This is a genomic window from Kitasatospora sp. NPDC033851 (assembly GCF_055576085.1).
In genome coordinates this window covers 293,207-317,112 of record NZ_JBVIRL010000001.1, presented here as the reverse complement: position 1 = coordinate 317,112, position 23,906 = coordinate 293,207, and the positions used below count along the sequence as shown (strand labels likewise).

Annotated in this window: 20 protein-coding genes, 2 pseudogenes and 1 riboswitch; of the genes and pseudogenes, 7 read left to right on the top strand and 15 right to left on the bottom strand. The window is 68.9% G+C overall.

Going from position 1 to position 23,906, the window contains the following annotated elements; translation table 11 throughout:
• Positions 1–11: 11 nt before the first annotated feature.
• The 6 genes from ACZ51D_RS01405 to ACZ51D_RS01380 form a co-directional block, all read right to left on the bottom strand.
• Complete coding sequence (locus tag ACZ51D_RS01405; protein ID WP_360263034.1) at positions 12–839, bottom strand: aminotransferase class IV; 828 nt, start codon at positions 837–839, stop codon at positions 12–14.
• Complete coding sequence (pabB, locus tag ACZ51D_RS01400; RefSeq protein ID WP_465614752.1) at positions 836–2,962, bottom strand: aminodeoxychorismate synthase component I; 2,127 nt, start codon at positions 2,960–2,962, stop codon at positions 836–838. Before pabB ends, ACZ51D_RS01405 begins: the two co-directional genes overlap by 4 nt.
• Positions 2,962–3,792 carry an arylamine N-acetyltransferase family protein gene (locus ACZ51D_RS01395; RefSeq protein WP_360263029.1) on the bottom strand — a complete coding sequence of 277 codons (831 nt, stop codon included), beginning with the start codon at positions 3,790–3,792 and terminating at the stop codon, positions 2,962–2,964. Before ACZ51D_RS01395 ends, pabB begins: the two co-directional genes overlap by 1 nt.
• A 14-nt stretch (positions 3,793–3,806) precedes the next feature.
• Entirely contained in the window at positions 3,807–4,703 is an 897-nt protein-coding gene (locus tag ACZ51D_RS01390) for a UbiA family prenyltransferase (RefSeq protein WP_465614753.1), read from the bottom strand.
• 10 nt (positions 4,704–4,713) lie between these two features.
• On the bottom strand, positions 4,714–5,868 hold the full coding sequence (locus tag ACZ51D_RS01385) for a cytochrome P450 (protein ID WP_465614754.1): 1,155 nt from the start codon (positions 5,866–5,868) through the stop codon (positions 4,714–4,716).
• A 78-nt stretch (positions 5,869–5,946) separates the two neighbouring features.
• Entirely contained in the window at positions 5,947–6,903 is a 957-nt protein-coding gene (locus tag ACZ51D_RS01380; RefSeq protein ID WP_465614755.1) for a polyprenyl synthetase family protein, read from the bottom strand.
• 775 nt (positions 6,904–7,678) lie between these two features.
• Here ACZ51D_RS01380 and ACZ51D_RS01375 point away from each other — a divergent pair.
• Positions 7,679–8,899 (top strand): cytochrome P450, encoded by a 1,221-nt coding sequence (locus ACZ51D_RS01375; RefSeq protein WP_465614756.1) that lies wholly within the window; start codon positions 7,679–7,681, stop codon positions 8,897–8,899.
• A 342-nt stretch (positions 8,900–9,241) separates the two neighbouring features.
• Here the strand turns inward: ACZ51D_RS01375 and ACZ51D_RS01370 are convergent, their stop codons facing one another.
• Together ACZ51D_RS01370 and ACZ51D_RS01365 are read right to left on the bottom strand one after the other, a co-directional pair.
• Complete coding sequence (locus tag ACZ51D_RS01370) at positions 9,242–10,072, bottom strand: methyltransferase domain-containing protein (protein WP_465614757.1); 831 nt, start codon at positions 10,070–10,072, stop codon at positions 9,242–9,244.
• Positions 10,073–10,378: 306 nt separating this feature from the next.
• The gene (locus ACZ51D_RS01365; protein ID WP_465614758.1) at positions 10,379–11,290 is read right to left on the bottom strand and encodes an SAM-dependent methyltransferase; all 912 of its coding nucleotides are present in this window, start codon (positions 11,288–11,290) and stop codon (positions 10,379–10,381) included.
• 513 nt (positions 11,291–11,803) lie between these two features.
• Here ACZ51D_RS01365 and ispH point away from each other — a divergent pair.
• The 3 genes from ispH (at position 11,804) to ACZ51D_RS01350 (ending at position 14,960) form a co-directional block, all read left to right on the top strand.
• Positions 11,804–12,754 (top strand): 4-hydroxy-3-methylbut-2-enyl diphosphate reductase, encoded by a 951-nt coding sequence (ispH, locus tag ACZ51D_RS01360; protein WP_360263009.1) that lies wholly within the window; start codon positions 11,804–11,806, stop codon positions 12,752–12,754.
• 112 nt (positions 12,755–12,866) lie between these two features.
• The gene (locus tag ACZ51D_RS01355) at positions 12,867–14,690 is read left to right on the top strand and encodes a 1-deoxy-D-xylulose-5-phosphate synthase (RefSeq protein WP_465660735.1); all 1,824 of its coding nucleotides are present in this window, start codon (positions 12,867–12,869) and stop codon (positions 14,688–14,690) included.
• A 135-nt stretch (positions 14,691–14,825) separates the two neighbouring features.
• A complete protein-coding gene (locus ACZ51D_RS01350) occupies positions 14,826–14,960 on the top strand; it encodes a hypothetical protein (RefSeq protein WP_396238565.1) in 135 nt (44 codons plus the stop codon).
• A 73-nt stretch (positions 14,961–15,033) separates the two neighbouring features.
• Here ACZ51D_RS01350 and ACZ51D_RS01345 read toward each other — a convergent pair whose 3' ends face one another.
• The 3 genes from ACZ51D_RS01345 to ACZ51D_RS01335 form a co-directional block, all read right to left on the bottom strand.
• Positions 15,034–15,318, bottom strand: a complete 285-nt coding sequence (locus ACZ51D_RS01345) for a LuxR C-terminal-related transcriptional regulator (protein ID WP_360501464.1) — start codon at positions 15,316–15,318, stop codon at positions 15,034–15,036.
• Between the two features lie 449 nt (positions 15,319–15,767).
• Positions 15,768–16,001, bottom strand: coding sequence for a hypothetical protein (locus ACZ51D_RS01340; protein WP_465614760.1), 234 nt, complete (start codon positions 15,999–16,001; stop codon positions 15,768–15,770).
• Positions 16,002–16,070: 69 nt separating this feature from the next.
• Complete coding sequence (locus tag ACZ51D_RS01335) at positions 16,071–16,523, bottom strand: transposase (protein ID WP_465660734.1); 453 nt, start codon at positions 16,521–16,523, stop codon at positions 16,071–16,073.
• A 16-nt stretch (positions 16,524–16,539) separates the two neighbouring features.
• On the opposite strand from ACZ51D_RS01335, the pseudogene ACZ51D_RS01330 reads away from it, so the two are divergent.
• Positions 16,540–16,794 (top strand): annotated as a pseudogene (locus tag ACZ51D_RS01330) (transposase); the annotation flags it as partial.
• 482 nt (positions 16,795–17,276) lie between these two features.
• Here the strand turns inward: ACZ51D_RS01330 and ACZ51D_RS01325 are convergent.
• From ACZ51D_RS01325 to ACZ51D_RS01315, 3 genes and pseudogenes are all read right to left on the bottom strand, one after another.
• Positions 17,277–17,810 (bottom strand): flavodoxin family protein, encoded by a 534-nt coding sequence (locus ACZ51D_RS01325; protein WP_360501190.1) that lies wholly within the window; start codon positions 17,808–17,810, stop codon positions 17,277–17,279.
• 160 nt (positions 17,811–17,970) lie between these two features.
• Positions 17,971–18,168: pseudogene (locus ACZ51D_RS01320) on the bottom strand (hypothetical protein); the annotation flags it as partial.
• An 11-nt stretch (positions 18,169–18,179) separates the two neighbouring features.
• Entirely contained in the window at positions 18,180–19,055 is an 876-nt protein-coding gene (locus ACZ51D_RS01315; protein ID WP_465660732.1) for a universal stress protein, read from the bottom strand.
• Positions 19,056–19,559: 504 nt separating this feature from the next.
• Positions 19,560–19,734: riboswitch (M-box (ykoK) riboswitch) on the top strand.
• A gap of 324 nt (positions 19,735–20,058) precedes the next feature.
• On the opposite strand from ACZ51D_RS01315, the gene ACZ51D_RS01310 reads away from it, so the two are divergent.
• On the top strand, positions 20,059–21,426 hold the full coding sequence (locus ACZ51D_RS01310; protein WP_465660730.1) for a magnesium transporter MgtE N-terminal domain-containing protein: 1,368 nt from the start codon (positions 20,059–20,061) through the stop codon (positions 21,424–21,426).
• Complete coding sequence (locus tag ACZ51D_RS01305) at positions 21,423–22,727, top strand: NRAMP family divalent metal transporter (RefSeq protein ID WP_360501198.1); 1,305 nt, start codon at positions 21,423–21,425, stop codon at positions 22,725–22,727. The genes ACZ51D_RS01310 and ACZ51D_RS01305 overlap by 4 nt, the downstream gene beginning before the upstream one ends.
• Before the next feature lie 165 nt (positions 22,728–22,892).
• On the opposite strand, the gene ACZ51D_RS01300 is transcribed toward ACZ51D_RS01305, so the two are convergent.
• The gene (locus ACZ51D_RS01300) at positions 22,893–23,879 is read right to left on the bottom strand and encodes a magnesium and cobalt transport protein CorA (RefSeq protein WP_465614764.1); all 987 of its coding nucleotides are present in this window, start codon (positions 23,877–23,879) and stop codon (positions 22,893–22,895) included.
• Positions 23,880–23,906: the final 27 nt, after the last annotated feature.

The window sequence follows — 23,906 nt, the reverse complement described above, 5'->3', positions numbered from 1 at the left end:
GGAAACCTCCTTCATGGGTTCACCACAGGAATCAGCGAGGCGTCGGCCGCAACGGCGAGCGCGGCCAGGCGCGACTGCCAGCGCTCGGCCGCTGCGGCGTCCGTGTCCTGGAACCGGCCCAGCCCCTCGGTGACCGGCCGGATGCCGTGCAGGGCGTTCAGCGTCCAGACGGGGACGCCGGCGAGATCCGACGCGGTGGCCTGCTCGGTGACGACCTGGTGCCCTGCCGTGGCGGCGAGCTCGCCGAGCAGGGCGCGGGTGATCCCGGGGAGCAGGCCGGGGCCGGGTGGTGGCCCGCACAGCGTGTCGCCCCGCCACCAGACGATGCTCGTGGACGCCCCTTCGACCACATGCCCTTCCGTCGATACCAGCACCGGCTCGTCAGCTCCCGCCGCAGCCGCGGCAGCGCGTAGGGAGGCCAGGTGGTCCAGGTCGGCGCCCTTGACGGCCGGCAGTCGACGGCGGTCGGGTCCCGCCGCGGTCCACAACCGGACGGTCGCGGTGCGCGGTGGCGCGGGGCGCAGCCACATCCGCAGCCGCGTTCCCGACCCGGTCTCCACGAGTTCGACGCGAGGAAACCATCGGCCTTGCGCGGGCAGCGACTCGGCGACCGCCCGCAGGAACCGGTTCGTCCGTTCGGCTCCCGGTCCGCCGAACCGGTCGCAGGCCGAACCGAAGCGTTCGGCGTGCCGGTCGAGTCCCCGCACCCGCCCCTCGTCCACGAGCCAGGAGTCGATGACCAGCACCGTCCCGGCGGCGTCGGCCGTCGACCATCCGCCATCGGGGTCCCAGCACCGGCGGACGCCCTGGTCGGTGGCCGTGCTCTTTGCCGTGTTCATCGTCGGGAGCCGCCCACGTCCGACACCGCCGGCGCACGCCAGGCGCGGAGCGACGCCGCCGCCTTGAGCAGCATCTCCTCGTACTCTTCGTGCGGGTCGGAGTCGAGCACTATCGCCCCGCCGGCTCCGATGGTCAACCGGTCACCGACACGGACCGCGGTGCGGATCACGATGTTCAGTTCCGTGCCGCCGGAGAGGCCGAAGTAGCCGAGGGCGCCGGAGTAGACACCCCGGGCCTCCGTCTCCAAGCGGTCGATGATCTCCATGGTGCGCAGCTTCGGCGCTCCGGTCATCGACCCGCCCGGGAAGCACTGCCGGGCGCAGTCCATCGCGCTGACCCCGTCACTGAGCCGTCCGCGAACGGTGGAGACCAGTTGGTGCACGGTCTCGTAGCTCTCGACGGCCAGGTACGGGTCGACCTCGATGCTGCCCACCTCGCACACCCGGCCCAGGTCGTTGCGCAACAGGTCGACGATCATCAGGTTCTCGGCCTGAGTCTTGGCGCTGGAGGCGAGGACGGCGGCCAGTTCGGCGTCGCGCACCGGGTCGGCGTCGCGCGGGGCCGTGCCCTTGATCGGCTTGCTGGTGACCGTGCGGTCCCTCTCGATGCGCAGGAACCGCTCCGGCGAGGAGCTGAAGACCGTGACGTCGCCCAGGCGTAGGAGCGCGGCGTACGGTGCCGGGTTCGCCCGGCGCAGCCGCAGGTAGAAGGACGTGTCGTCGTCATGGAACGGCATGTGCAACTTGTTGGTCAGGCAGATCTCGTAGCTCTCGCCCCGGTTCAGCTGCCGCTGGCACTCCGTGATGTCCGCCAGGTACTGGCTCCGGCCGCGGCCGAGGTACTCCTCGGCATTCGGGGGCGGGCCGGCGGCGGGTTCGCGCGGCGGCTCGACATCGGCCGGGTTCAGGCCCGTCAGGAGCGCGGACGTCCGTTCCACCCACTCCTGCGCGTCACGCCGGGTCTTCTCGTCGTGGACGGCCACCAGGTAGGTCAGCCCCTCCTGGTGGTCGACCGCGATGACGCGATCGGCGAACATCCAGATGGCGTCCGGCGTTTCGGCGGTGTGGCTGGCCGTGGCCCCGCATTCGGCCTTGAGTTCGTAGCCGAAGTAGCCGACGTAGCCGCCGGTCAGGTCGAACGGCAGGTCCGAGTCGGGGATGCGCCGGTCGCGCAGCCGCTGTTCGAGGACGTCGAACACGCTGCCGGTGACGATGCCGACGCCGTTCGCGTCGCGCACTTCCACTGTCCCGCTGCCGGTGCGGTAGGTCAGGACCTCGCTGAGCGGACCTGACGTGTCGCCGAGGAACGAGAACCGGGACAGGCCCTCCTCCACCCGGCTGCTGTCCAGCCAGAAGCAGTACGGGGTGTTGTCGAAGAGCTTCAGAAAGATGGCCTCGGAATCGGCAGCGGTCGGCACGGCCGTGCTGATGATTCCCAGTTCCTCGACCGCGCCGGGCGTCTCGCCGGCCAGTGCGGTGCCGGTGCCGGTGCCGGTGTCCGTGTCCGTTCCGGTGTCGGTGACGGAGGGCCGTTGTTTGTGCTGCGTCCGGCGGGTCAGATCGGCGAAGTTCCGCAGGATCTCACGCCCGTACTGGGAAGCTATCGACTCGGGGTGGAACTGCACGCCCCACTGCGGCAGATCGCGGTGACGCAGCGCCATGAGTACACCGTCGTCTGCCCACGCGGTGGCGATGAGCTCCTCGGGCAGGGGCTCCTGCACGCACAGCGAGTGGTAGCGAACCGCGACGAATTCCCGCGGAATGCCGGCGAACAGCGGATCTCCCTCGTGGGAGACCTTGGCGAGGTACCCGTGTCTCGGTTCGGGCGCGGCGGCCACCGACGCTCCGGCCAGGTGCGCGATCATCTGATGGCCGAGGCAGACGCCCAGCACGGGCAGCGTGGTGCGACGCAGCAGGTCGCCGAGGAGGCCGACGTCGCGCGGGTTCTGCGGCCGTCCAGGGCCGGGCGAGACGACGATGTTGTCGAAGTCCTCCAGCCGCAGGCTGGACAACATCGGATCGTCGTTGACCATGACGACGGGCTCCCGGCCGTTGATCTCGGCGATCAACTGGTACAGGTTGAAGGTGTACGAGTCGTAGTTGTCCAGCAGCAAGGTACGCATCACGGGCCGTCCAAGATCTTCCGGAGCGTTTGGACGTCGCCCGGTTCCAAGGTGATCCCGAAGATCTCCTCGGGAGCGGAAAGCGTCTCGTCCTTGTCGAGTTCCCGGAAGGTCGCCGGCTCTGCGGGACGTATCTCCGTGAGAGTGCTGCCGACGAGGAGGTGCCTCACGTCGGGCTGAGTGCGCTGGAGGACCATGCGGTGGTTGAACGGCGAGCGCGGGTGAGTCAGGCAGAAATGGTTGAGGAGCTCGAAGTCCGACGGATAGCGCGCGTCGGTGGTGAAACCGTAGAGCTCTGCGGGACCCTCAGGTCGAAGGAACCGCAGCACGTGTTCACCACTCGGTTCCCGCACCACGTCGAAGGGCCAATCGCCGTCCAGCCGCGAGTTCTCGGCGAGGCGGATGGGGACGTGCGGCCCGTATGCACCGAAACCCACGTCGAAGATCCAGCGTTCGTCGTCGAGCTGCACGCACAGGGCTACGTGGAGTGCCGGACCGAACTTGTTCCCGGTGCGGATCCGTGTCCTGCCCGCGAACGCCGAGAACGTGAAGCCGATCCGGTCCAGCACCGCCGCCATCAGGACGACCTGTTCCAGGCACCAGCCGCCGCGGCCCTGTCGCACGATCTTCTCCTGGACGCTGTCCAGGTCCAACGGCACCGTCGGCCGCCCGAGCACCGCGTCGAGGTTGTCGAAGGCGATCGCGTCGACGTGGGCGGCGTGCAGACCCCGCAGCGTGGAGAGGTCCGCAGCCACGTCGCCCTGGTAGCCCACGCGGGTCAGGTAGGCGTCCAGGTCGACGCCACTGCCCTGCCACATCGAATCCGTCATACGTAGCTCATCCTTCATGTGAACTGCCCGGCGACCGCGGCCGCGAGAACGATCCAGCCGAAGTACGTGTTGGCGACGAAGGTGTCCCAGCACGATTGCGGATCATCCAGGTCCACACGTACGACCAGATAGGACAAGAAGATTCCCGCGAGCACGACGATCAGGTAGAACGCCCACCCCATCGGCGTCTGGGAACCGGCCCACAGCACGCCGCCGACGCTGAGCACGACGAAAATCGCCAGCCACGCCTTGGTGGCCTTGCCGAACAGCAGGGCGGAAGACCTGACACCGATGTTCCGGTCGTACTCCTTGTCCTGATGGGAGTAGATCGTGTCGTGAATCAGGGTCCAGAAGGCCCCGCCGGCGTACAGGCCGGACACCGCGAGCGGGTAGTCGGCGCTCCCGGTCACCGCCGTCCAGCCGATCAGCACGTAGACGCTCATCACCAGCGCCAGGAACGCCGAGGGCCAGAAGAAGATGCGCTTCATGAAGGGGTACGCGACGATCAACGGGTACGAGGCCCCGACGACCAGGGCTGTCCCCACGTTCGCCACCGCCAGGACCAGCAGTGCGACCACGGCCTGTGCGGCGGCGAACAGGAGTGCGTTCCCGACGCTGATCGTCCCCGACGCGACAGGACGCGACACGGTGCGGGCGACCCGGGCGTCGACGTCCCTGTCGACCACGTCGTTGACCGCGCAGGCCGCGCCGCGCACCAGCACCGCCGCGACAGCGACGACCACCACCGCCAGCAGGTCCGGTCGTCGCCCGGAGGCGAGGACGACGGCCCACAGCCCTGGAAGCAGGTACAGCACGTACCCCGTAGGCCGGTCCAGTCGCATCAACAGGAGATATGCGCGGACTGAATCCGGGCTCTTCGTGACTACGCCGGTAGATATCTTGTGCAGCATCAGGATCCAATCACCAGGTCACCGGAAGCTGGACCAACCCGCCGATCAGCGTGTTGTGGCGCAGCCCCAGCTCCTCTACACCGACAGCCAGACGCATGGTGGGGAATCGCGCGACGAGCTGGGTGAGCAACACCTGCAGCTGCATCCGGGCCAGCATCGCGCCGACGCAGGAGTAGGCGCCGCGCCCGAACACGAGGCTGTCCGCGGTGTTGCGAGCGACATCGATCCGGCCGGGGTCGGCGAAGGCCGTCTCGTCGTGGTTGGCCGCGATGATGTTCAGCAGCACGAAGTCGCCGGCCCGGATGGTGACTCCGTCGATCTCGAAGTCCGTCAGCGCATAACGGGGCATGCCGCCGTTGTGCGGGTTCGGCATCGACATCCGCAGGGTTTCCTCGACCGCGCCGGGGACGAGGCCCGGGTCGTCCAGCAACGCCTGCCACTGCTCGGGGTTGGCCAGCAGCAGCGACACGCAGGTGCCGATCCGGGCCACCGTGGTCTCATAGCCACCGAACAGCAACAACGCCGTCAGCCCGAGGACCTCGTTGTCGCTGATCCCCTCGGTCGCGCAGATCCGGGAGATCACGTCATCGCCGGGATTCTGCCGTTTGTCCGCGACGAGTTGCCCGCAGTAGCCGAACAACTCGCCCAGTCCCTGCTTGGACCTGACCGGGTCCCCGACGTTGGCGGCGTCCTGGATCCAGCTGCCGAACCGGTCCTTGTCCTCCCGGGGTACGCCCAACCACTGGCACATCACCTGAAGCGGCAGCGGCAGCGCCAACATCTGGCGCAGGTCCACCGGTGACTTCTGCCCGGCCAGTTCGTCCAGGAGCCGCCCGGTCAGTTCTTCGACGTGGGGCCGCAGCGCCAGCATCCGCTCGGGTGAGAAGTGCGGCTCCAGTAGCGCACGCAACCGAGCGTGGTCGGTGGCGAAGTCGCCCAGCAGGCCGGCGAGGAACGCCGACCCGCTGTCCTTCGCCGCGGCCTCCGGATCGGGATTGGAGCGGCTGAGCCGGTCATCGTCGAGCAGCTGCGCCACCTGGGCATGACCGGTGACCAGCCACGCCTCGACGCCCTCGGCAGTACGAACCCGATGGACCGCGCCCTGGGATCGGAGCGTGCGCAGCCCTGGCGCGAGTTGCAGCACATTCGTCTGCTCGAAAGGCAATTGAGCTGGGGTACTCACTGACGGCCTCCGCCGGAATCGAGGTTCAGACCACCTTGTCGAGGATGATCACGATGTACGTCATGGCGTGCGATTGACGATGCGGTCGAACAAGGCGGTCAGTTCGGCGGACGCGGCCGGGGACAGCTCGGCTCGTCCGAGGTGCTCCAGAGCCGAGTCCAGATGGCTGCGGGACAGCCGCTCGGCCGTGTGCCGGCTGCCGGATTCCTCGACGAGGTCGGCCATCTCCTGGAGGTCCGCTGCCGTGCTGCCGTCGGCGTGCCACAGCTGGCGCAGGCGTTCGCCGGCCGGGCTGTCGGTGGACAAGGCCGCCAGCACCGGAAAAGAAGGGTTGCGCCGCAGGATGTCGCTCCGGACGGGCTTGCCGGTCACTGCGGGGTCGCCCCAGATGTCCTCGACGTCGTTGAAGATCTGAAAAGCCAGGCCCAGATGCCGGCCCGCGCTGCGCAGGGCAGTCAGGACGTGCTCCGGTCTGCCCGCCCGCAATGCGGGCGTCACCAGCGCGCACTCCAGCAGCGCGGACGTCTTCTCCTCCACGATCCGGTCGTACTCCGCGATGCCGGTGCCCGGACCCAGCCGGACGGTGAGCTCGCGAGCCTGGCCCGCGAGAACCAGACCGAGGGCTTCGGCGAACAGGCTGGAGATTTCCGCACGGCCGGGGCCGGGGTCGGCGACGACCATCTGCAGCCCAAGAGCCTGCAACGCGTCCCCGGCCAGGATGGCCAGACTGGTGCCGAACACCTTCCACGCGGCCGGGCGGCCGCGACGCAGCTCGTCCGCGTCGATGATGTCGTCGTGGATCAGGGTCGAGTTGTGCAGCAACTCCAGTGCTGCCGCCTGGCACCGCACGTCCTCCGGCCGTAGGCCGACGCCATCAGCCGCCGCCATCATGAGGGCGGCGCGGGTCAGCTTGCCGCCCTCCGCACCGCTGGGGTCACCGTGTTCGTCGATGAAGCCGAGGTGGTAGGAGCAGATCCGGGCCAGGATCGGCTGCAGTGCGGAAGTCTGCTGCCGCATAACGGGCAGTACCGTGGATTGCACCATCTTCGGCGACAGGAAGGCTTGGAGCCCGGTCGACGAGGTGTCGAGTGCGCTGATCGGGATTCTCCTTCGGTCGCGCGCCTTCCCAATTCGTGGTCAGAGCCTACGCGCATGGCGTTCGCGAATTGCACCACTGGAAATCACTGCGCTGGATGGACGAATGATTGCGCAAAGCTCATGATCACCCGATCTCACTACAGGTCAATGCGTAGGCAGCTCCCGCAGCTACGCGCAATCCGGACCCGGAGTGATGCACCGGAATTTGCGTGATCGTTCCGCCTGTCATCCTGAACGACCTCTCCCGTCGTGTCAACGACGCGGCGTGGGCAGCTTCGACTTTAGGAAAAACCCCAAACGGAGACGGTGTGGGGACTGGATTGGAGTACTGTGCAGATTGGTAGCTGCTGGGCGGCACCCGAGGCCGTACTTCGAGTCCGGCTATTAAGCCGGCACCAAACGGCAGACAAGACTTCCTGAGAAGGGCTCGGTTTCTGTGCCGGTGTACGCCTGGCGATAGCCGTCATCGACCTCGCGTTGGAACAGCACGGCGCGCGCTGGACGTGCTCGACCTGCCCCCCTGGTGGCCGAGGTGCACCAGGGGGCCCGCCGGTTCGCCCGCGACGGGCGGACGTTGCGACCCTGGGTCGCCCCTGCGGGCCGAGCAGTATCACACGACGTCACTGATCATTGCCGGGAATGGTTCACTGAAAGCTTGAGAGGCTGAATGGCTATGCCAGTTGATTCTGAGCAATTGCATGAAGTCAGGTCGTTCGACCCGTACGGCGCACATCGCGACGACCCGTATTCATTTCTGGCCGACATCGGAGAGACGGAACCGGTGTTCTACGCCCCTTTGCTCGGCGCGTGGTGCGTCACCCGGCGCGAGGACATGGTTGCCGTGCTGCGGGACGACCAAAGCTTCTCGGCGCGTGACCACAACCCTCGTCCCGCGGCCGCACTGCCCGAGGACGTGAGTCGGATGTTCCGCACCTGGCGCGGCGCTGATGCGGTGGCCGTCGGCTCACTCGACCCGCCCGAGCACGCCAGGGTCAGGGAAGTGCTCAACGCCGGGTTCACGCCGGCCAGGGTCAGAGCGTTCGAACCCACGATCCGTGCGATCGCCACCGACCTCGTCGAGCGTGCCGCGGTCTTGACGGAGTTCGACTTCATCTCGGCGTTCGCCGTTCCGTACGCCCTCGAGGTGATCTGCCGGCGCCTCGGGGTCCCGGAGGATTACTACGACCGCTGCCGCACGTGGTCCGAGCAGCGCATCGAGCTCATGATGTCGCAGAGCAACGCCGATCCTGAGCGGCTGCGTGAATTCGCCCGCGGGCTGATGGACTTCGGAGCGTTCGCCCGTTCACTCGTGCAGGAGCGGCTGGCCGCACCGCAGGACGACCTGATCAGTGAGCTGCTCCACGACGGCAAGGCGGGCCGCACGCTCACCGCTGACGAGGTTTCCGTCCAGGTCCCCACCCTGATCTTCGCGGGACACATGACCTGTGCCGAGGCGCTCGGCACGATCCTCTACCAGCAGCTTCAGTCACCCGGCGGCTGGGCCGAGGTCGTCGACGGGACGATCGCCGTACGGGACCTCGTCGAGGAGGGGCTGCGGTTCGACAGCCCGCTGGCGGGCATGTACCGGACCGCGGTCCGTGACGTAGTGGTCGGTGGCGTCCACCTGGCCGCGGGGAGTCGGCTGCTTCTGCTGTACGGAGCGGCCGGCCGGGACAGCCGCTCTCGCGCATGTCCGGCCGCGTTCAGTCCGGACAGCCGGTCTGCCACGCATCTCGCGTTCGGGCACGGCATCCATTTCTGCCTCGGAGCCGGATTCGCCCGCGCGGAACTGGAGATCGCGGTAGAGGCCATCGCCACCAGGATGCCGGGTCTGACCCTGGCGCCAGGGCAGCCGCCACATCACCGGCCGGTGTTTCCGCTTCGGGCGTTGACCGAGTTGCGGGTACGGCAGTGAGGACGGGCATCCGGGCGGTCGTCGGGGATCTGGACGACACGCTGACCCCTGCGGTGAGGACCCTGGGTTCCACAGATCCGGATGCCGGCTAGCCCCAGCACGGCGTGACGGCCCGTCAGTTGAACTGGCGGGCCGTTTCGGCTTGTCGGACTGCTGATGGGCCGTGCGGCAGGTCCGGTGATGCAGGATGGACAAACAACGAGGCCCTCCGGACGTCGAGTTGAGACGTCAGACATCTCGCTCAACCGCCGGAGGGCCCTGTTCAGGAAGCGTCAGGAAGTACCTCGACCCCAGCCTTGCGCCATGAGACGCCGAGCTGAGAACCGGGGACGGCGCCCGCGGTCAGGCGCGGACCGCGGTCAGGAAGAGGTAGCCGCTCTCCGGGATGGCCCCGAACCTGCGCACGTTGTGGATGAGCGACTCGGCGTGCTCCTCGCCGACCAGGTCGGCCAGCTTGTCGCGGACAGTATCAAAGGCGTCGGCCATGAGCCCGAGGGTACGGATGACGTTGTCGGTGATGTCACGGATCTCCACGTCGACGAAACCGTGGGCGGCCAACGCCACCCGGTATTCGTCCACAGTGCCCAGGGAGCGCACCGCGTAGTTCTCGGAGATGTGGTCCAGGACCACGCGTCCCTCAGGGCTGATCGGGTCGCGCTGGATGACGTCGGCGATGGCGAGGCGGCCGCCGGGGCGCAGCACGCGGGCGGCCTCGGAGAGCACCTGGGCCCGGTCGGGCATGTGCCACATCGACTCGAACGCCCAGGCCGCGTCGAACGAGCCGTCGGGGAAGGGCATGTCCATCGCGTCCGCGAACTGGAACGTGGCCCGGTCGGCGAGCCCGGCCTCGGCGGCGAGTTCCGTGGCCTCCTCCACCTGGATGTGGCTGACGGTGATGCCCACCACGTTCACGTCACAAGTGCGGACGAGCCGCTGCGCGGGGTAGCCGATGCCGCAGCCGATGTCCAGGACCCGCTGGCCGGCCTGTGCGGCGAGACCAGAGATCATCAGGTCGGTCAGGCGGTCCGTGGCCACCTCGACGGAGCTGTCGTCGGCCTCGTTCTCCCAGTAGCCGTAGTGGATATTGGGGCCCCAGACGGAACCGTAGATCCGACCGAACCCGTCGTACACGTTGCGGACGTCGCTGTGAGCGGGAGACTGTCCGAGCGTCATGAGGAACTCCGTATCGTCGTGAAGGTGGCGGGAAGTCGGCGGCGGTTCAGCCGTACCGGCGGTGAGCCCGCGAATGATCGTGTTGGTACGCCACCGCAGATCCTGCGGGTCGACCGCGAGCCACGAGCCGGGGAACGCGTCGAGGAGATGGTTGGCGACACCTAGGCGGCAGTCACATCGAAAGGCGGGCGGAAACCCGCTGCGCTGGGCTGGGGAACCCCAGCCCAGCGCCTGCGTGATCTACTGACAACCACTGGTAACCAGTGCTGCCAGGTCAACAAACCGGCTGTCTGCTACTCTTCGCGCTCACTTACGCTCGAAGCGCAAGAAGCCCAGCTGCATGCCTCCTGCTTGCCATTCAGCGCAGAGCGCCTGGTTCGCCAGCAGAGATATCCTCAGGTTCCTGCGGTCAACTGCAGAGAGGCTGCTGTCGGTGTCCAGTACCGCCTTCGTCCAGGCGACACTCTCCTCCCAGAACGGCAGGGTCTCTGACGTGGCGTCGACCTCATCGACCAGTTCGAAGCCCGCAGCCTGCGCGGCTTCTGCGTAGTCGAGCACCGTGGCCGGCTTCGTGTAGAAGTATTCGGCCCACACATCGGCCCCGTGAGGGCGTGTAATGAACACTTCCTCGATGCACACACTCGCGCCCGGACGAAGCACCTGCGCCAGACGCTCGAACCACTGCGGACGGTTGAAGTATCCGCTGCTCTCGATCGCTACTGCTGCGTCATAGGGGCCGTCCAGGGGGAGATGCATCGCATCACAGACCAGGGTTCGGACCCGCTCGTCCACGCCGCATTCCCGCGCGAACTTGTTGACGATCGGCGCGTGTTCCGGCGCATTGGTGACCGCCGTGACGTCGGCGCCGTACTCCCGCGCCCAGAAGAGCGAGCCCCCGCCGAGACCGCAGCCGACGTCCAGGATTCGCCCCGACAGCCGGTGTTCAGCGCCCCAGATCTTGGCCGCGTACCGCAGCAGACCCTCTTGGTGGTCCCGGATGCTGCGGCGAATGGCATCCGGCGTCACATCGTCGGGATGCAGCGGCGTTTCAGCCGAAGGGTAGTGACCCACGTGGTAGTGAATCCTGGGGCCGGGCCCGTATTTGCGGACAAGCCTGGCTGTTTTGTCGTCGTAGTACTGGCCAACGATTCTTACCTCGTCCTGAGGCTCCAGCGCTGCCTGAGGGGAACTCGAAAGTTCATCCAGCAGATTTGACACGGTCACTCCTCCAGAGCTCTGATGCCGACGACGTTGGCGAATGGCCTGCTTCGGTCGTTGCGCTGCGCGCGTCATGAATTTTGGCGAGGATACGTGGTTTAACGAGGATCGCCGGACCGGATTCCGTGGCTTGCGGCACGAGCGGCGCCTCGTTCGAAATGCAGGGCCGCTCTCACGATCCGGAATCCTGAGTCGCCCAAAATTGAGCGGCGGCTATTGGATGCCATCCTGGAGGACGGTCCCGGTCGTGTCAACGACGCGGCGTGAGCAGCTTCGACTTTAGGAAAAACCCCAAACGGAGACGGTGTGAGGACTGGATTGGAGTACTGTGCAGATTGGTAGCTGCTGGGCGGCACCCAAGGCCGTACTTCGAGTCCGGCTATTAAGCCGGCACCAAACGGCAGACAAGACTTCCCCAGAAGGGCCCGGTTTCTACCGACCGGCGTGGATGCCCTGTTCGGCAACGCAGGCCAGGCGTTTCAATGCAAACGTCATGGCACGGAACGGAGTGGGATGAGTGACGGTAAGCGGGTCCTGCTGGCCGAGCCACGGAGTTTGTGTGCCGGTGTACGCCGGGCGATAGCCATCATCGACCTCGCGCTGGAACAGCACGGCGCGCCGATCTACGTCCGCAAGGAGATCGTGCACAACCACTACGTGGTGCGCGAGTTCCAGCGCCGGGGAGTCCGGTTCGTCGATTCCGAGCAGGAGGTACCGGAGGGCGCGGTGTGTGTCTTCTCCGCGCACGGCGTCTCCCCGCAGGTGCGGCAGAACGCGGAGGCACGCGGGCTGGACGTGCTCGACGCGACCTGCCCCCTGGTGGCCAAGGTGCACCAGGAGGCCCGCCGGTTCGCCCGCGACGGGCGGACGTTGCTGCTGGTCGGGCATGCGGACCACGAGGAGGTCGAGGGCACTTACGGGCACGCTCCCGACCAGACGATCATCGTCGAGACGGTTGCCGACGCGGAGGCACTGGACCTTCCCTCCGACGCAGCAGTCGCCTACCTCACCCAGACCACGCTCTCGGTGGACGAGACCAGGGACATCATCGCCGTGCTCCAGCGCAGGTTCATCGACCTGCGCGGGCCCGCCACCGACGACATCTGTTACGCCAGCCAGAACCGCCAGGACGGCATCCGGGCCATCGTGGACCGCTGCGACCTGGTGCTGGTGGTCGGTTCGACCAACTCCAGCAACTCGATCCGGATGGTCGAGGTGGCGCGCAGGCTCGGCGGCAGGGCTGAACTGGTGCCGGACGTGACGCACTTCGACCCCACGTGGCTGGCCGGCGTGAGCACGGTCGGCGTGAGCGCCGGGGCGAGCGCGCCGGAGATCCTCGTCGACCAGCTGCTCGACCGGCTCGCCGAACTGGGTTACGCGGACACGTCCGTGGAACGGGTGGCGACCGAGGACATCGTGTTCTTCCCGCCCACGCGGCTGACCGGAGTGGCGGACGCGCCGTGACCGGTCGGGACCGATCGTCGGCCGAACCGGCATCGCGCCGGGCAGTCGGCCCGAACTGACCGAGTGGGCGGCCGCGGCCGCCCACCACGCCCGGTGAGGAGCACTGTTCGACATGGCGCTGCTGGAAACCGTGCGCGACCCGGCGCGGCTGCGTGAGTTGACCGCCGGGGAGCTGCGCGACCTCGCCGGGGAGATCCGCGCGTTCCTGATCGAGCGGGTCTCCGCGACCGGGGGACACCTCGGGCCCAACCTGGGTGTGGTCGAGCTGACCATCGCGTTGCACACGGTGTTCGAGTCCCCGCGGGACCGGCTGCTGTGGGACACCGGGCACCAGTCCTACGTGCACAAGATCCTCACGGGCCGCCAGGCCGGGTTCGACCGGCTGCGTAAGTCGGGCGGGCTCTCCGGCTACCCGAGCCGGGAGGAGTCCGAGCACGACCTGGTGGAGAACTCGCACGCGTCCACCGCACTGTCCTACGCGGACGGGCTGGCCAGGGCGGACGCCCACCTCGGCCGACGCGACCGGGCGACCGTCGCGATCATCGGCGACGGCGCGATGACCGGCGGCATGGCCTGGGAGGCGCTCAACAACATCGCGGGCGGGCCGGAGCGGCCGCTCGTCATCGTGCTCAACGACAACCGACGCTCCTACGCGCCGACCGTCGGCGGGCTGGCCGAGCACCTGGCCGACCTGCGCGCCGGGCGCGGGCCGGGCGTGTTCGAACAACTCGGGCTCGGTTACCTCGGCCCCGTCGACGGTCACGACCTCCCCGCCGTCCAGGACTCCCTGCGCCGCGCGGTCGCACTGGGCCGGCCGGTGGTGGTGCACGTGATCACCGCCAAGGGCAAGGGATACCGGCACACCGAGACCAATGACCTCGATCTCGGCCACGCCGTCAAACCGATGGACCCGTACACCGGGCAGGCACTGAAGGTATCGCCCCCGTCGTTCACGTCGGTGTTCGGCGAGAAGCTGGTCGAACTGGCCGAGCAGCGCGACGACCTCGTGGCGATCACGGCCGCGATGACCGAGCCGACCGGGCTCCTGCCGCTGCAGCGCAGGTTTCCGCACCGGGTGATCGACGTCGGCATCGCCGAGCAGCACGCGGTCACGATGGCCGCCGGGTTGTCCATGGGCGGTGTGCACCCGGTGGTGGCCATCTACTCCACGTTCGTCAACCGCGCGCTCGACCAACTGCTCATGGACGTCGCGCTGCACCGCCGCCCGGTGACGTTCGTCCTCGACCGGTCCGGGGTGACCGGCGACGACGGGCCGAGCCACAACGGCATGTGGGACCTGTCGGTGCTGCAGGTGGTGCCGGGGCTGCGGATCGCGGCGCCGCGGGACGGCACCAGGCTGGCCGAACTGCTGGCTGAGGCGGTGGCGTGGCACGAAGGTCCGACACTGCTGCGGTTCCCCAAAGGCCCCGCCGGTGAGGACCTGCCCGCCACCGCCACGTTCAACGGGATTGACGTGCTGCGCCGTTCCGGCCGGCTGGACGTGCTGATCATCGCGGTAGGTGCGCTGGCCGGGCTCGCGCTCACCGTCGCCGACGGTGGGCGGGCACAGGGCATCGGGGTGACGGTGGTGGACCCGAGATGGGTCACCCCGGTCAACCCCGCGCTGGCCGACCTGGCCCGCCGCCACCGGCTCGCGATCACGGTCGAGGACAACAGCCGCGCGGGTGGTGTCGGTTCCGCGATCGCGCAGGCGCTGCGGGACGCCGACGTGCACACCCCGCTGCGCGAGTTCGGCATCCCGAGGCGGTTCCTCAGCCACGGCACCAGGGCCGAGGTGCTCGCCGCCTGCGGGCTGACCGCGCAGAACATCACCAGGGTCGTGGTGGGGCTGCTGACCGGCCTCGACGCCGCACCGGCGTCAGCAGACATCGACGACCCCGGCACCTGGCCGGTTCATTCAGGGGAGGAACATTGACGACCATCGATTTGGGAATGCCCTTGCCACGCAAGGACGAGGTCCCCCTCTCGGTGGCCACGCGGCGGACCCCCCGCCAGATCATGGTGGGCGCGAGGTGCCGGTTGGCGGCGTCGCGCCGGTGCCGGTGCAGTCGTGACCACCACGTCCACGGCCGACATCGACGCCACGCTGCAGCAGATCGCCGAGCCAGGTCACGGCTTGGCCCGCGCACTCGTGGCCGGTCAGCGTCTGACCTCCGACCTGACCAGAAGGAGCGAGATAAAGTAAACGTCCGGGAAACATGAAACAAAATGCAGTTCGTGCAGAACGTGCGGATCACGATCTCGCGAACCGCCGGGCATTAATCCACAGCTTCATACGCAATGCGCGGGGGCCATGAATCTGTTCGCAGAATCTGGAGGACGAACGCCCTCGAAACCAACGCGACACGATTCGGCGCCTGCAGCTTGTCGGACATGACGCGGACGTGATAGTCGATGGTCTTCGAACTGAGGTATAACTCTCTAGAAAGTCGCCCGCTGGAGAAGCCGGCCGCAATGCCCTCCAGGATCCTGACCTGGACCGAGCTGAGAACGCAGTCGCCGACCGGCTGGGACACTTCGCAGCCGTTCTGGTCATTACCCATGGCACTCGTCCGTTCCGTACGGCCCGGCTGGGACGGGACCGTAAGCGGAGCCCACAGTCGTGACAGGCGGCAGCTCGACGTCCGACTCGATCGAGAACCGCCTCACCTCCTGGGTCATGCCGGGTCCGTAAAACAAAAGGACGTCATCGCTCGAACGGACCTCGTGGGGTTCGCGTATCAGCTGGGCTTCCGGCCAGGAAGGGCAAATCGATCCGACGCCGTGAGGACCGGTCAAAGATATTGACAATAACGTCGGCGAAAATTCTCCCGCCGGAGTAGTGTGGGTTTTCGGCACGACACTCTCCGTTCATGTCTAACGAGCGTGCATCGGAGCCTGTGGCGAGTTACTCCGACCTGAAAATCCTAACACTGCAAGATCATCCAGGCCGAGTGGCCCGTAGTGCTTCAAAATGGCTTCACCGGCTGTGAGCCGGGGGTTTGTCGGATGGTCAGCTTGCTCGGTGGTACTCGTTGATGAGGCCGGTGACGGCTTGTCGGCGTTCGATGCGGGCCGTCGGGATGGGGATGACGTTCGAGTCGTCGAACGGTGCGAGCTGGTTCCGGCCCTGGTGCGGAGACCTGGCCCGGGCGTCGTCGCCGTGGTCCAGCAGGTGTTCCAGCAGCTGTCCGACCGCCGGCCGCCGCGGGTCCCAGGCGTGCAGGCCGCGGGCCGCGGCGAGCACGGCGGCGGTGTCCGTGACCGGCCCCCCCGAGCAGCAGCAGGGCCGCTGGGCAGTTCCGCTCCAGCTGGGTCATGCGCACCACTTTCCGTACGTCTCATCTCTGTTGACCACTACCAGAAAGAACGTAGAGCCCGGGTCTGGCGGTTCATCCTGGCGGGCAGCCGGCGCCCCGGGTGATCGCCGGAACACCGGCCTGGCACCGCAGGGCGAGCCGGGGTAGCGGTGGGTCGCGGTCCAGCACGTCGTGCACCACATCCACCTCGCAGCCGTCACGGTACTGCCGGACGGCCGCCGGCCGCGGATGCGCCATGACGCCGTGCGCGCCCAGGTCCGTAGCCAGTTATAGACCCCCTTCCAGGATCCGAACCGTCCTGGCAGGTCGGTCCACGCAGTCCCAGTGCGGTACTTGAATGCGATCGCGTCGATAACCTGCCGATGATCACGCCACCGCCGACCTCGCTTGGGTGTTCGTTCCGGCAGCAGCGGCTCGAGCCGCGCCCACTGCGCGTCAGTCAACGACACACATCAACCATCTTGCGTGACGCGAGCGCAACTTACGGATGCGGAGTGGGAGTACATCGAGCCATACCTGCCGATCGGCGAGTACGGCCCGTACCCGGAGCGGCTGCGGCAGCAGTTCGAGGGCGTGATCTGGCGATTCAAGACAGGCGGGCAGTGGCGGGAGATGCCATAGGAGTTCGGCGCCTGGTCGACCGTCTCCAACCGCTTCCGGCAGTGGAGGGACGCCGGCGTCTTCGAAGCCCTGCTGGAGGGCCTGATCGCGTTCTCAGCACCCGGGATCCCGTCCCCGCCGTCGGCCGGGTCCGTGAGGACGGACGTCGCACCGTGCAGGGCGGTGTGCGCCAGCCGGACCAGACCGGCCAGCTCGCCGACCAATGCGGGCAACCGCCGCCTCCGCCGTCAGACATCCCGTCCACTCCCAGTCCTCGTCCACTCCCAGTCCTCCGCCCCTCGACCAGTCTCGCGCGATCGCCGGTACGCCGCCCGGGCCAGGGTGATCCACGAGGCCGCACCTGCGGCACGCGCAGCGGTCCCGGAGGGCCCGTGCGGCCGGCGCCCTGCTGTGGCCGCCGCACTCCTCCGGCCCGGATGCCCCGGACGACCGCGAGTCGACGCCGTACGGCAGGCCGGGCAGACGGGATACCCGAACGTGCTCGCCAATCCGGGACAGCGAGGACTGGCGGAGGACCGTCATGCCGGGCCCTGCTGACCAGCCCCGGGCTGGAGCGGAGCCCGCCGGAGCCCGATCGGACGTCAGACGAGGTTCGCGCCCCAGGTGCGGGCGCGGTCGAGTTCGCCGGCGCGCAGCGGGCCGTCGTTGTCCTCGACGATGAAGCCCTCGGGTTCGGCGACCACGTCGTAGTGGTGGTGGGAGAGCCGGTGGGCGATGCCGTTGGCCGCGCCGCCGGCCCGGGGCATGTCGACCCGGGTGTCGAACGCGGCGGCGTGTGTGCCGGGTTCGGTCTTCGGAAGGTCGTGGAACCAGGCGCGTAGGCCCGGACCCTCGACGGTCTCCCGCGCTTCGGCGGCGGCCTCCTCGTGGCCCTCCTTGTGCGCCTCGGCCGTGGCGGCCATCCGGCGGCTGAGTCCGGAGGACATGCCGTGCATGTGGGTCGGGCCGCCGACCACCAGCAGGTCCGCCGACCGCATGAGCCCGACGTCGGCCTCGGCAACCGGGAGGCAGTCCACGGCCGCTCCGGGGTCGGCCTGATGGACACCCTCGGCGATCGCCTCGGCGATCTCCCGGGTGTTGCCGTACATGCTCTCGTACACGATCACGGTGTGCATGGTTTCCACCTTTCGTCGACTCCATTCTCGCTCCGGCACTTCCGCGCGGAGGTGGGCCGTTCGGACCGGATCGGGTCGCCGGACGGGCACGACAGCGGTGCGGGACGATCACGACCGGACAACCGACGTGATGGATCGCAGCGTGCGCCACCGGACCGAGCTGGGCTCCGAGCGGCATCCGCCGGACCCGGCGACCCAGGACGAGCAGCCGGGCCGTCGCCGCAGCCTTCAGGGCCTCGGCGGTCACGGCAGAGCCAGAGCGGGAGACCAGTACCTGGGGTGCCAGGGCGCGCAACTCGCTCTCCCGGTCGGCGAGGCGTGCCAGGACGTGCTGGTGGGTCTCGTCGCTGCCGACCACGTCCCGTTCCGCTACGGGTGAGCTGGTACGGTCACGACCGGGCAGTGCGCCCGGTGCAGCAGGCCGTGGGGGACGGAGCCGAGGCGCATACCGGTGAAGCCGCCGTTGCCGCGACGGCCGACCACCACGGCCAAGGCATGCTCGGAGGCGCGGGCGAGTTCCTCGACCGGGTGGCCGCGCACCAGTTCGTGGGTCATGGCCACGTCGGGGTGGAGCTCGCGGCGCCCGGCGGTGGTCTCGAAGAGCATCCGCCGGAGCGCCTGCTCGGCGGCTGACTCGTCGAGATGGGCGACCGGCAGGCGCTGCCAGGCCCACACGACCCGTAGGGCGGCGTGCCGTTCGGCGGAGAGGTCGATGGCGAAGTCCAGGGCGGCGTCCGAGGACGGGCTGCCGTCCACGCCCACCACGACGTACGGCGGGTCCTGGGTGATGTGCTCGGGATCGCGGACGACGACGACCGGGCAGTGGCCCTGAGCGCTCACCGGGACGGCCACCGAGTAGACGCTCAGTTCTTCCGCCGCCCGGCTCAGTCGGCGCGAGCCGACGACGACGAGTGCGGCGTGGCGGGACTCCCGGCACAGTGCGGGAGCCGGGACGTCCTCGGCCACGAAGGTGGTCACGGTCAGTCCGGGGTGCCGCTCGCGGGCCACGGCAGCGGCCCGGTCGAGCGCCTGGTCGGCCCGTTCGCGCAGCGCCTTGTGGTAGCGGCCCTCGTCGAAGGGCCGGAACTCGCGGAACAGTGACGGGACGGCGTGCACCAGCCGCAGCGGAAGCCCCCGGCGGTCGGCCTCGTCGGCGGCCCAGGCGGCGCTCATCCGGCCGGTGTCGTTCGCATCGACGCCGAGGACGACGGAACGCGTCGTGCTGTCGGAACTCGCGGATGTCATGGCGGTCCTCCTCGGCCCGGTGACCTGGATCCTGCTCCCACGCTAGGTGGGCACGGCGTTCGCCACGAGGGCCGACCGGCCCAGTCGCCGGAGCCCGGAGGCCCCACCCGTGACGTCCCCGTCCGGCGACGGCAGAGCGGAGCACGAAGCCCGAACGAGGAGGTGGCCACGATGGTCCGGATCAAGGTCGTCACCCGGCCGACTCGCCCCCACGAGCCCCCGCCACCGGACCTGCGAACGCCGTCCGGCCGCCGACTGCCCTACTGAGCGGCACGACGCCACTCCTCGATGCGCCGGCGGATGTCTGCGGTCCCGAGTGCCGCCCGCACTGCTCGCCTGCCGGCATGGCCGGTCGTACCACCCGCAAGTCGACAGGGTTCCGAGATTCCAGCGGTGCCTCCTGGGGCGGCCGTTGTGATCGGGACCCCCTGCCCGAGCGAGTCAAGGTCCGGTCAAGGATTGGGCTTCGCGAGCTGGGTAGGCCTATCCTTGCGCAGGTTTGAACAGACACCTCGTTCGGTGAGGCGTCTTCACGGACACAGGCCACTGATCCCACCCGTCGAGAGACGCTCCGGATCAGGACAGGTCTCCCCGACCTAAGGGGTGACCCCAAGTGGCTTCCCGCAGAACGCGGGACACGCCGTGGAGTGCCAAAGCTCTGACGAGTTGGGGGTGTACCAGGCTGTGGGCCCGGTTCCCCTTGCCGTGCCGCCGCGACGTCGGATCGTGGCCGTGATCGGGAGGAGGCGAGATGGACAGTAGTCCGGGCCATAGTCGGCCCTTCATCGTGTTGTCCTCGCCGTCCTTCACCGGCCCGGGGCAGCCCCTCCTTCCCTGAATCGCTCAACCCGTAGCGGCCTTCTCGCTCGGCACCACGGCGAGACGCGTTGCCGTGCGGCGGTATCACCCCGCGCACGGCCTGCCGCACGAGCCAGGGAATGTGGAGGTGTGCCCCGGTGCCGCCTGATGCCTCGTCCCAGCCGAGGCAAGGGGGTGCTCACCCATGGCTTCCAGCACTCTGCTCATGTCCACCACGGCCCGCCTGCGCGACCGCAAGGTCGATCTCGAGCGCCGTGCCGCCACCACCCGCACGGTCCGGGCCTCCCTGGTCTCTGTCGCCGGGCTGGTCGGCGGCCCGGTCACCAACCAGCCCGGCGAGGACGTCGGCCGCGTCGTCGACATCGTCGCCCGCCTCTACGGGCCCGAGCCGTACCCGCCGGTCACCGGACTGATCATCCGGATCGGGCGCCGCCGCACCTTCCTTCCCGCCACGGCCATCGGCAAGATCCACGCCGGGCGGGTCGGACTGCGGACCTCCCGCGTCGACCTGCGCGAGTACGTCCGCCGGCCCGGCGAGGTGCTGCTCGCCCGCGAGGTGATGGACCACCAGCTGGTGGACGTGGACGGCGTTCAGGTCACCCGCGCCGCCGACCTGTACCTGGCGCCACAGGTCGACCGCACCGTGCTCATCGGGGTGGACGTGTCGCTGGCGACCCTGCTGCGCCGGCTCGGCCCTCGCCGCTGGCAGGTGCGCCCCACCCCGGACCGCGTCCTGGACTGGCAGTCCGTCGCCCCCTTCGGCGAGCAGGCCACCCACGGCCCCGCCGAGGTACGGCTGCGCGCCTCCCGCTCCGCCCTGCACCAGCTACGCCCAGCCGACCTCGCGGACATCCTGGAGGACCTCGGCCGGCACGAGCGCCAGCAGCTGCTTGGCTGGCTGGAGCCGGAGCACGCCGCGGACGCCCTGGAGGAGATGGAACCGGCCGAGCTGGAGAACCTGCTCCGCGAGGCGCCGCCCGAGCACGCCGCCCGGTTGCTCGACGAGATGGAGCCGGACGAGGCCGCCGACGCGCTGCGCGACCTCCAGCCGGGCGAGCGCGAGAACCTGCTCGCCCGGATGCCGGTCGGCGAGGCGTCGGAGCTGCGCACCCTGCTGACCCACCGCGAGGGTACGGCGGGCGGCGCGATGACCACCGTGCTGGTCACCGCCCGCGCCGGGCAGACGGTCGCCCAGGTGAGGGCCGAGCTGGCCGCGCAGGCGGAGCACCGGACCGAGATCGACTCCGTGGTGGTGCTGGATGATGATGGTCGACTGGTCGGCGACATCCCGCTGTTCGACGTGGCGGTCGCGGAGGACGCCGCGCCGGTTGGGGATCTGGTGGAGTGGCTGGCCCAGTTCGGTCCGCCGGTCACGGTCCGCCCCGATACCCGCCTCGCCGAGGCCGCCGATCAGCTGGTCGCCGCCCGGGCCACCTCCCTGCTGGTGGTCGACGAGACCGAGCGCCCGCTGGGCCGGATCCTCGCCGACGACATCCTCGACACCCTGCTGCCCGAGCGCGGGCGCCTGCACTTCCGGAGGCTCCTCAAGTGACCCGCGACCTCGACACCGCCCCTGTCACCGCCGCGCCGGCCGTCGCCGCGGCCTCGCCCGCCCGGCGCAAGGGCCGGCGCCGCATCGCGGCCATCGCGATGATTGCCGGACCCGGCCTGGTCGCCGCGAACGCCGGCAACGACGCCGCGGGCATCGCCACCTATGCCTCGGCCGGTTCCCAGTTCACGTACGGCACGCTGTTCTTCATGGTGCTGGTCACCGTCGCGCTGGTGATGGTGCAGGAGATGGCGGTCCGGCTCGGCGCCCACACCGGCAAGGGCCTCGGCGCGCTGATCCGCGAACAGTTCAGCCTCCGGCTCACCGCGCTGGCGGTGTTCTGCCTCGGGCTGGCCAACACCGGACTGGTCGTCAGCGAGTTCGCCGGCATCGGCGCCGCCTTCGAACTCCTCGGCGTCCCCAAGTGGGCGGTCATCCCGCCGGCTGCATTCCTGCTGTGGTCGCTGGTGCTGTTCGGCTCCTACAAGTGGGCCGAGCGGATCTTCCTGGTGATGTCGCTGGCCTTCTTCGCCTACCCCATCGCGATGGTCCTCGGCCACCCCGACTGGGGCCGGGTCGGCGAGCACCTGGCCGTCCCGCACATCGAGCCGAGTAAGGACTTCATCCTGTTGGCTGTCGCCCTGATCGGTACCACCGTCAGCCCGTACATGCAGTTCTACGCCGCCGCCGGCGTGGTCGACCGCGGGGCCAAGCCGGAGGACTACAAGCTGATCCGGGCCGACGCCGTCCTCGGCGCGGTCTTCGCCTGCCTGATCAGTCTGACCATCATCATCGCCACCGCCTCCGCCATCGGCGGCACCGGGCCGCTGGAGTCCGCCGCGCAGGCTGCCGAGGCCCTCAAGCCCGTGGCCGGGCACGGCGCCGAGCTGCTCTTCGCCTTCGGCCTGATCGGCGCCTCCGCCCTCGCCGGCGCCGTCGTCCCGCTTTCGGCCAGCTACGCAGTCGGCGAGGCAGCGGGTGTCGAACGCTCGGTTTCCCGCAGCTTCCGCGACGCGCCCCTGTTCCTCGGCGTGTTCACCGCGCAGATCGCTCTCGGGGCGATCGTCGCCCTCACCCCGGTGGACGTCATCCAGCTGCTGATCGGCACCCAGGTCCTTCAGGGCCTGATCAGCCCGATCGTGCTGGTCTACCTGCTGGTCCTCACCAACCGCCGATCCGTCCTCGGGGAGGCGGCCAACAGCCCCCGCTACCGGGTCGCGGCCACGGCGGTGGTCGTCGGCGTCGCCGGGATGTCCACGATCCTGCTCGTCCAGACCGTCCTCGGCTGGCTCGGCCTCGCCTGATCCTCGCCGCCATCACCCGCCCCCCACGGAAGGAACGACCGTGCCCCGCTTCGCTCCGCTGTTGGCCTTCACCGCCCTGTTCGCCTGGGTCGCGTTCATCGCCACCTGGATCCACCTCGACGGATGAGCACCCGGTGCCGGCCCCGCCCAGGGCCGACACCGCCGTCACAGCCAGTCGTTGCGGCGGAACGCCCGGAAGACCAGCCCGCACACCACACTGGTGAACAGCAGCATCGCCGGGTATCCGTAGGTCCAGCGCAGTTCCGGCATGTTGTCGAAGTTCATCCCGTACACGCCGGCCACCAGCGTCGGCACGGCGGCCAGGGCCGCCCAGGCGCTGATCCTGCGCATGTCGGTGTTCTGCTGCATCGACAGCCGGGCCATGCTCGCGTCCAGGATGCTGGAGATCAGCTCGTCGAACGCCAGGATCCGCTCCCTGGCCTGCGTGTGGTGGTCGGCGGCGTTCCGCAGATAGGCGGCTATCGCCGCCGGCACGAGGGCGATCGTTCCGTCCGCAAGGCGCTGCAGCGGTGCGCCGAGCGGCACGACCGCGCGCTTGAACTCCAGCAGTTCGCGCTTGAGCTGGTAGATCCGGCCCGCGTCGTCGGTCCGCTCGTGGGAGAACACCGCGGACTCCAGCTCCTCGACGTCGCGCTCGAACTTGTCGGCGACGTCGAGGTACTGGTCGACCACGTGGTCGGCGACCGCGTGCAGAACGGCGGCCGGGCCGAGGGCCAGCAGATCGGGGGCGGCCTCCAGGCCCTTGCGTACCCCGGTCAGGGACTTGGCGCTGCCGTGGCGCACGACGATCGCGAAGCCAGGCCCGGCGAAGACCATGATCTCGCCGGTGTCGACGATCTCACTGGTTGCCGTCACCTTGTCGTGCTCGACGTAGGTGATCGTCTTCAGCACCAGGAACAGCGTGTCGCCGTACCGCTCCAGCTTCGGCCGCTGGTGCGCGCGCACCGCGTCCTCCACCGCCAGCGGATGCAGGTCGAACGCCGCCGAGATCTCCGCGAACTGCTCCGCGGTCGGCTCGTACAGGCCGATCCACACGAACCGGCCGAGCCCCTCGCCGATCCGCTCCAGGACCTTCGACAGCTCCACCGTCCCGGGCAGCCTGCGCCCGAGCTCGTACAGCCCGCAGTCCACAACCGCCCCGGCAATCATGCCCCACCC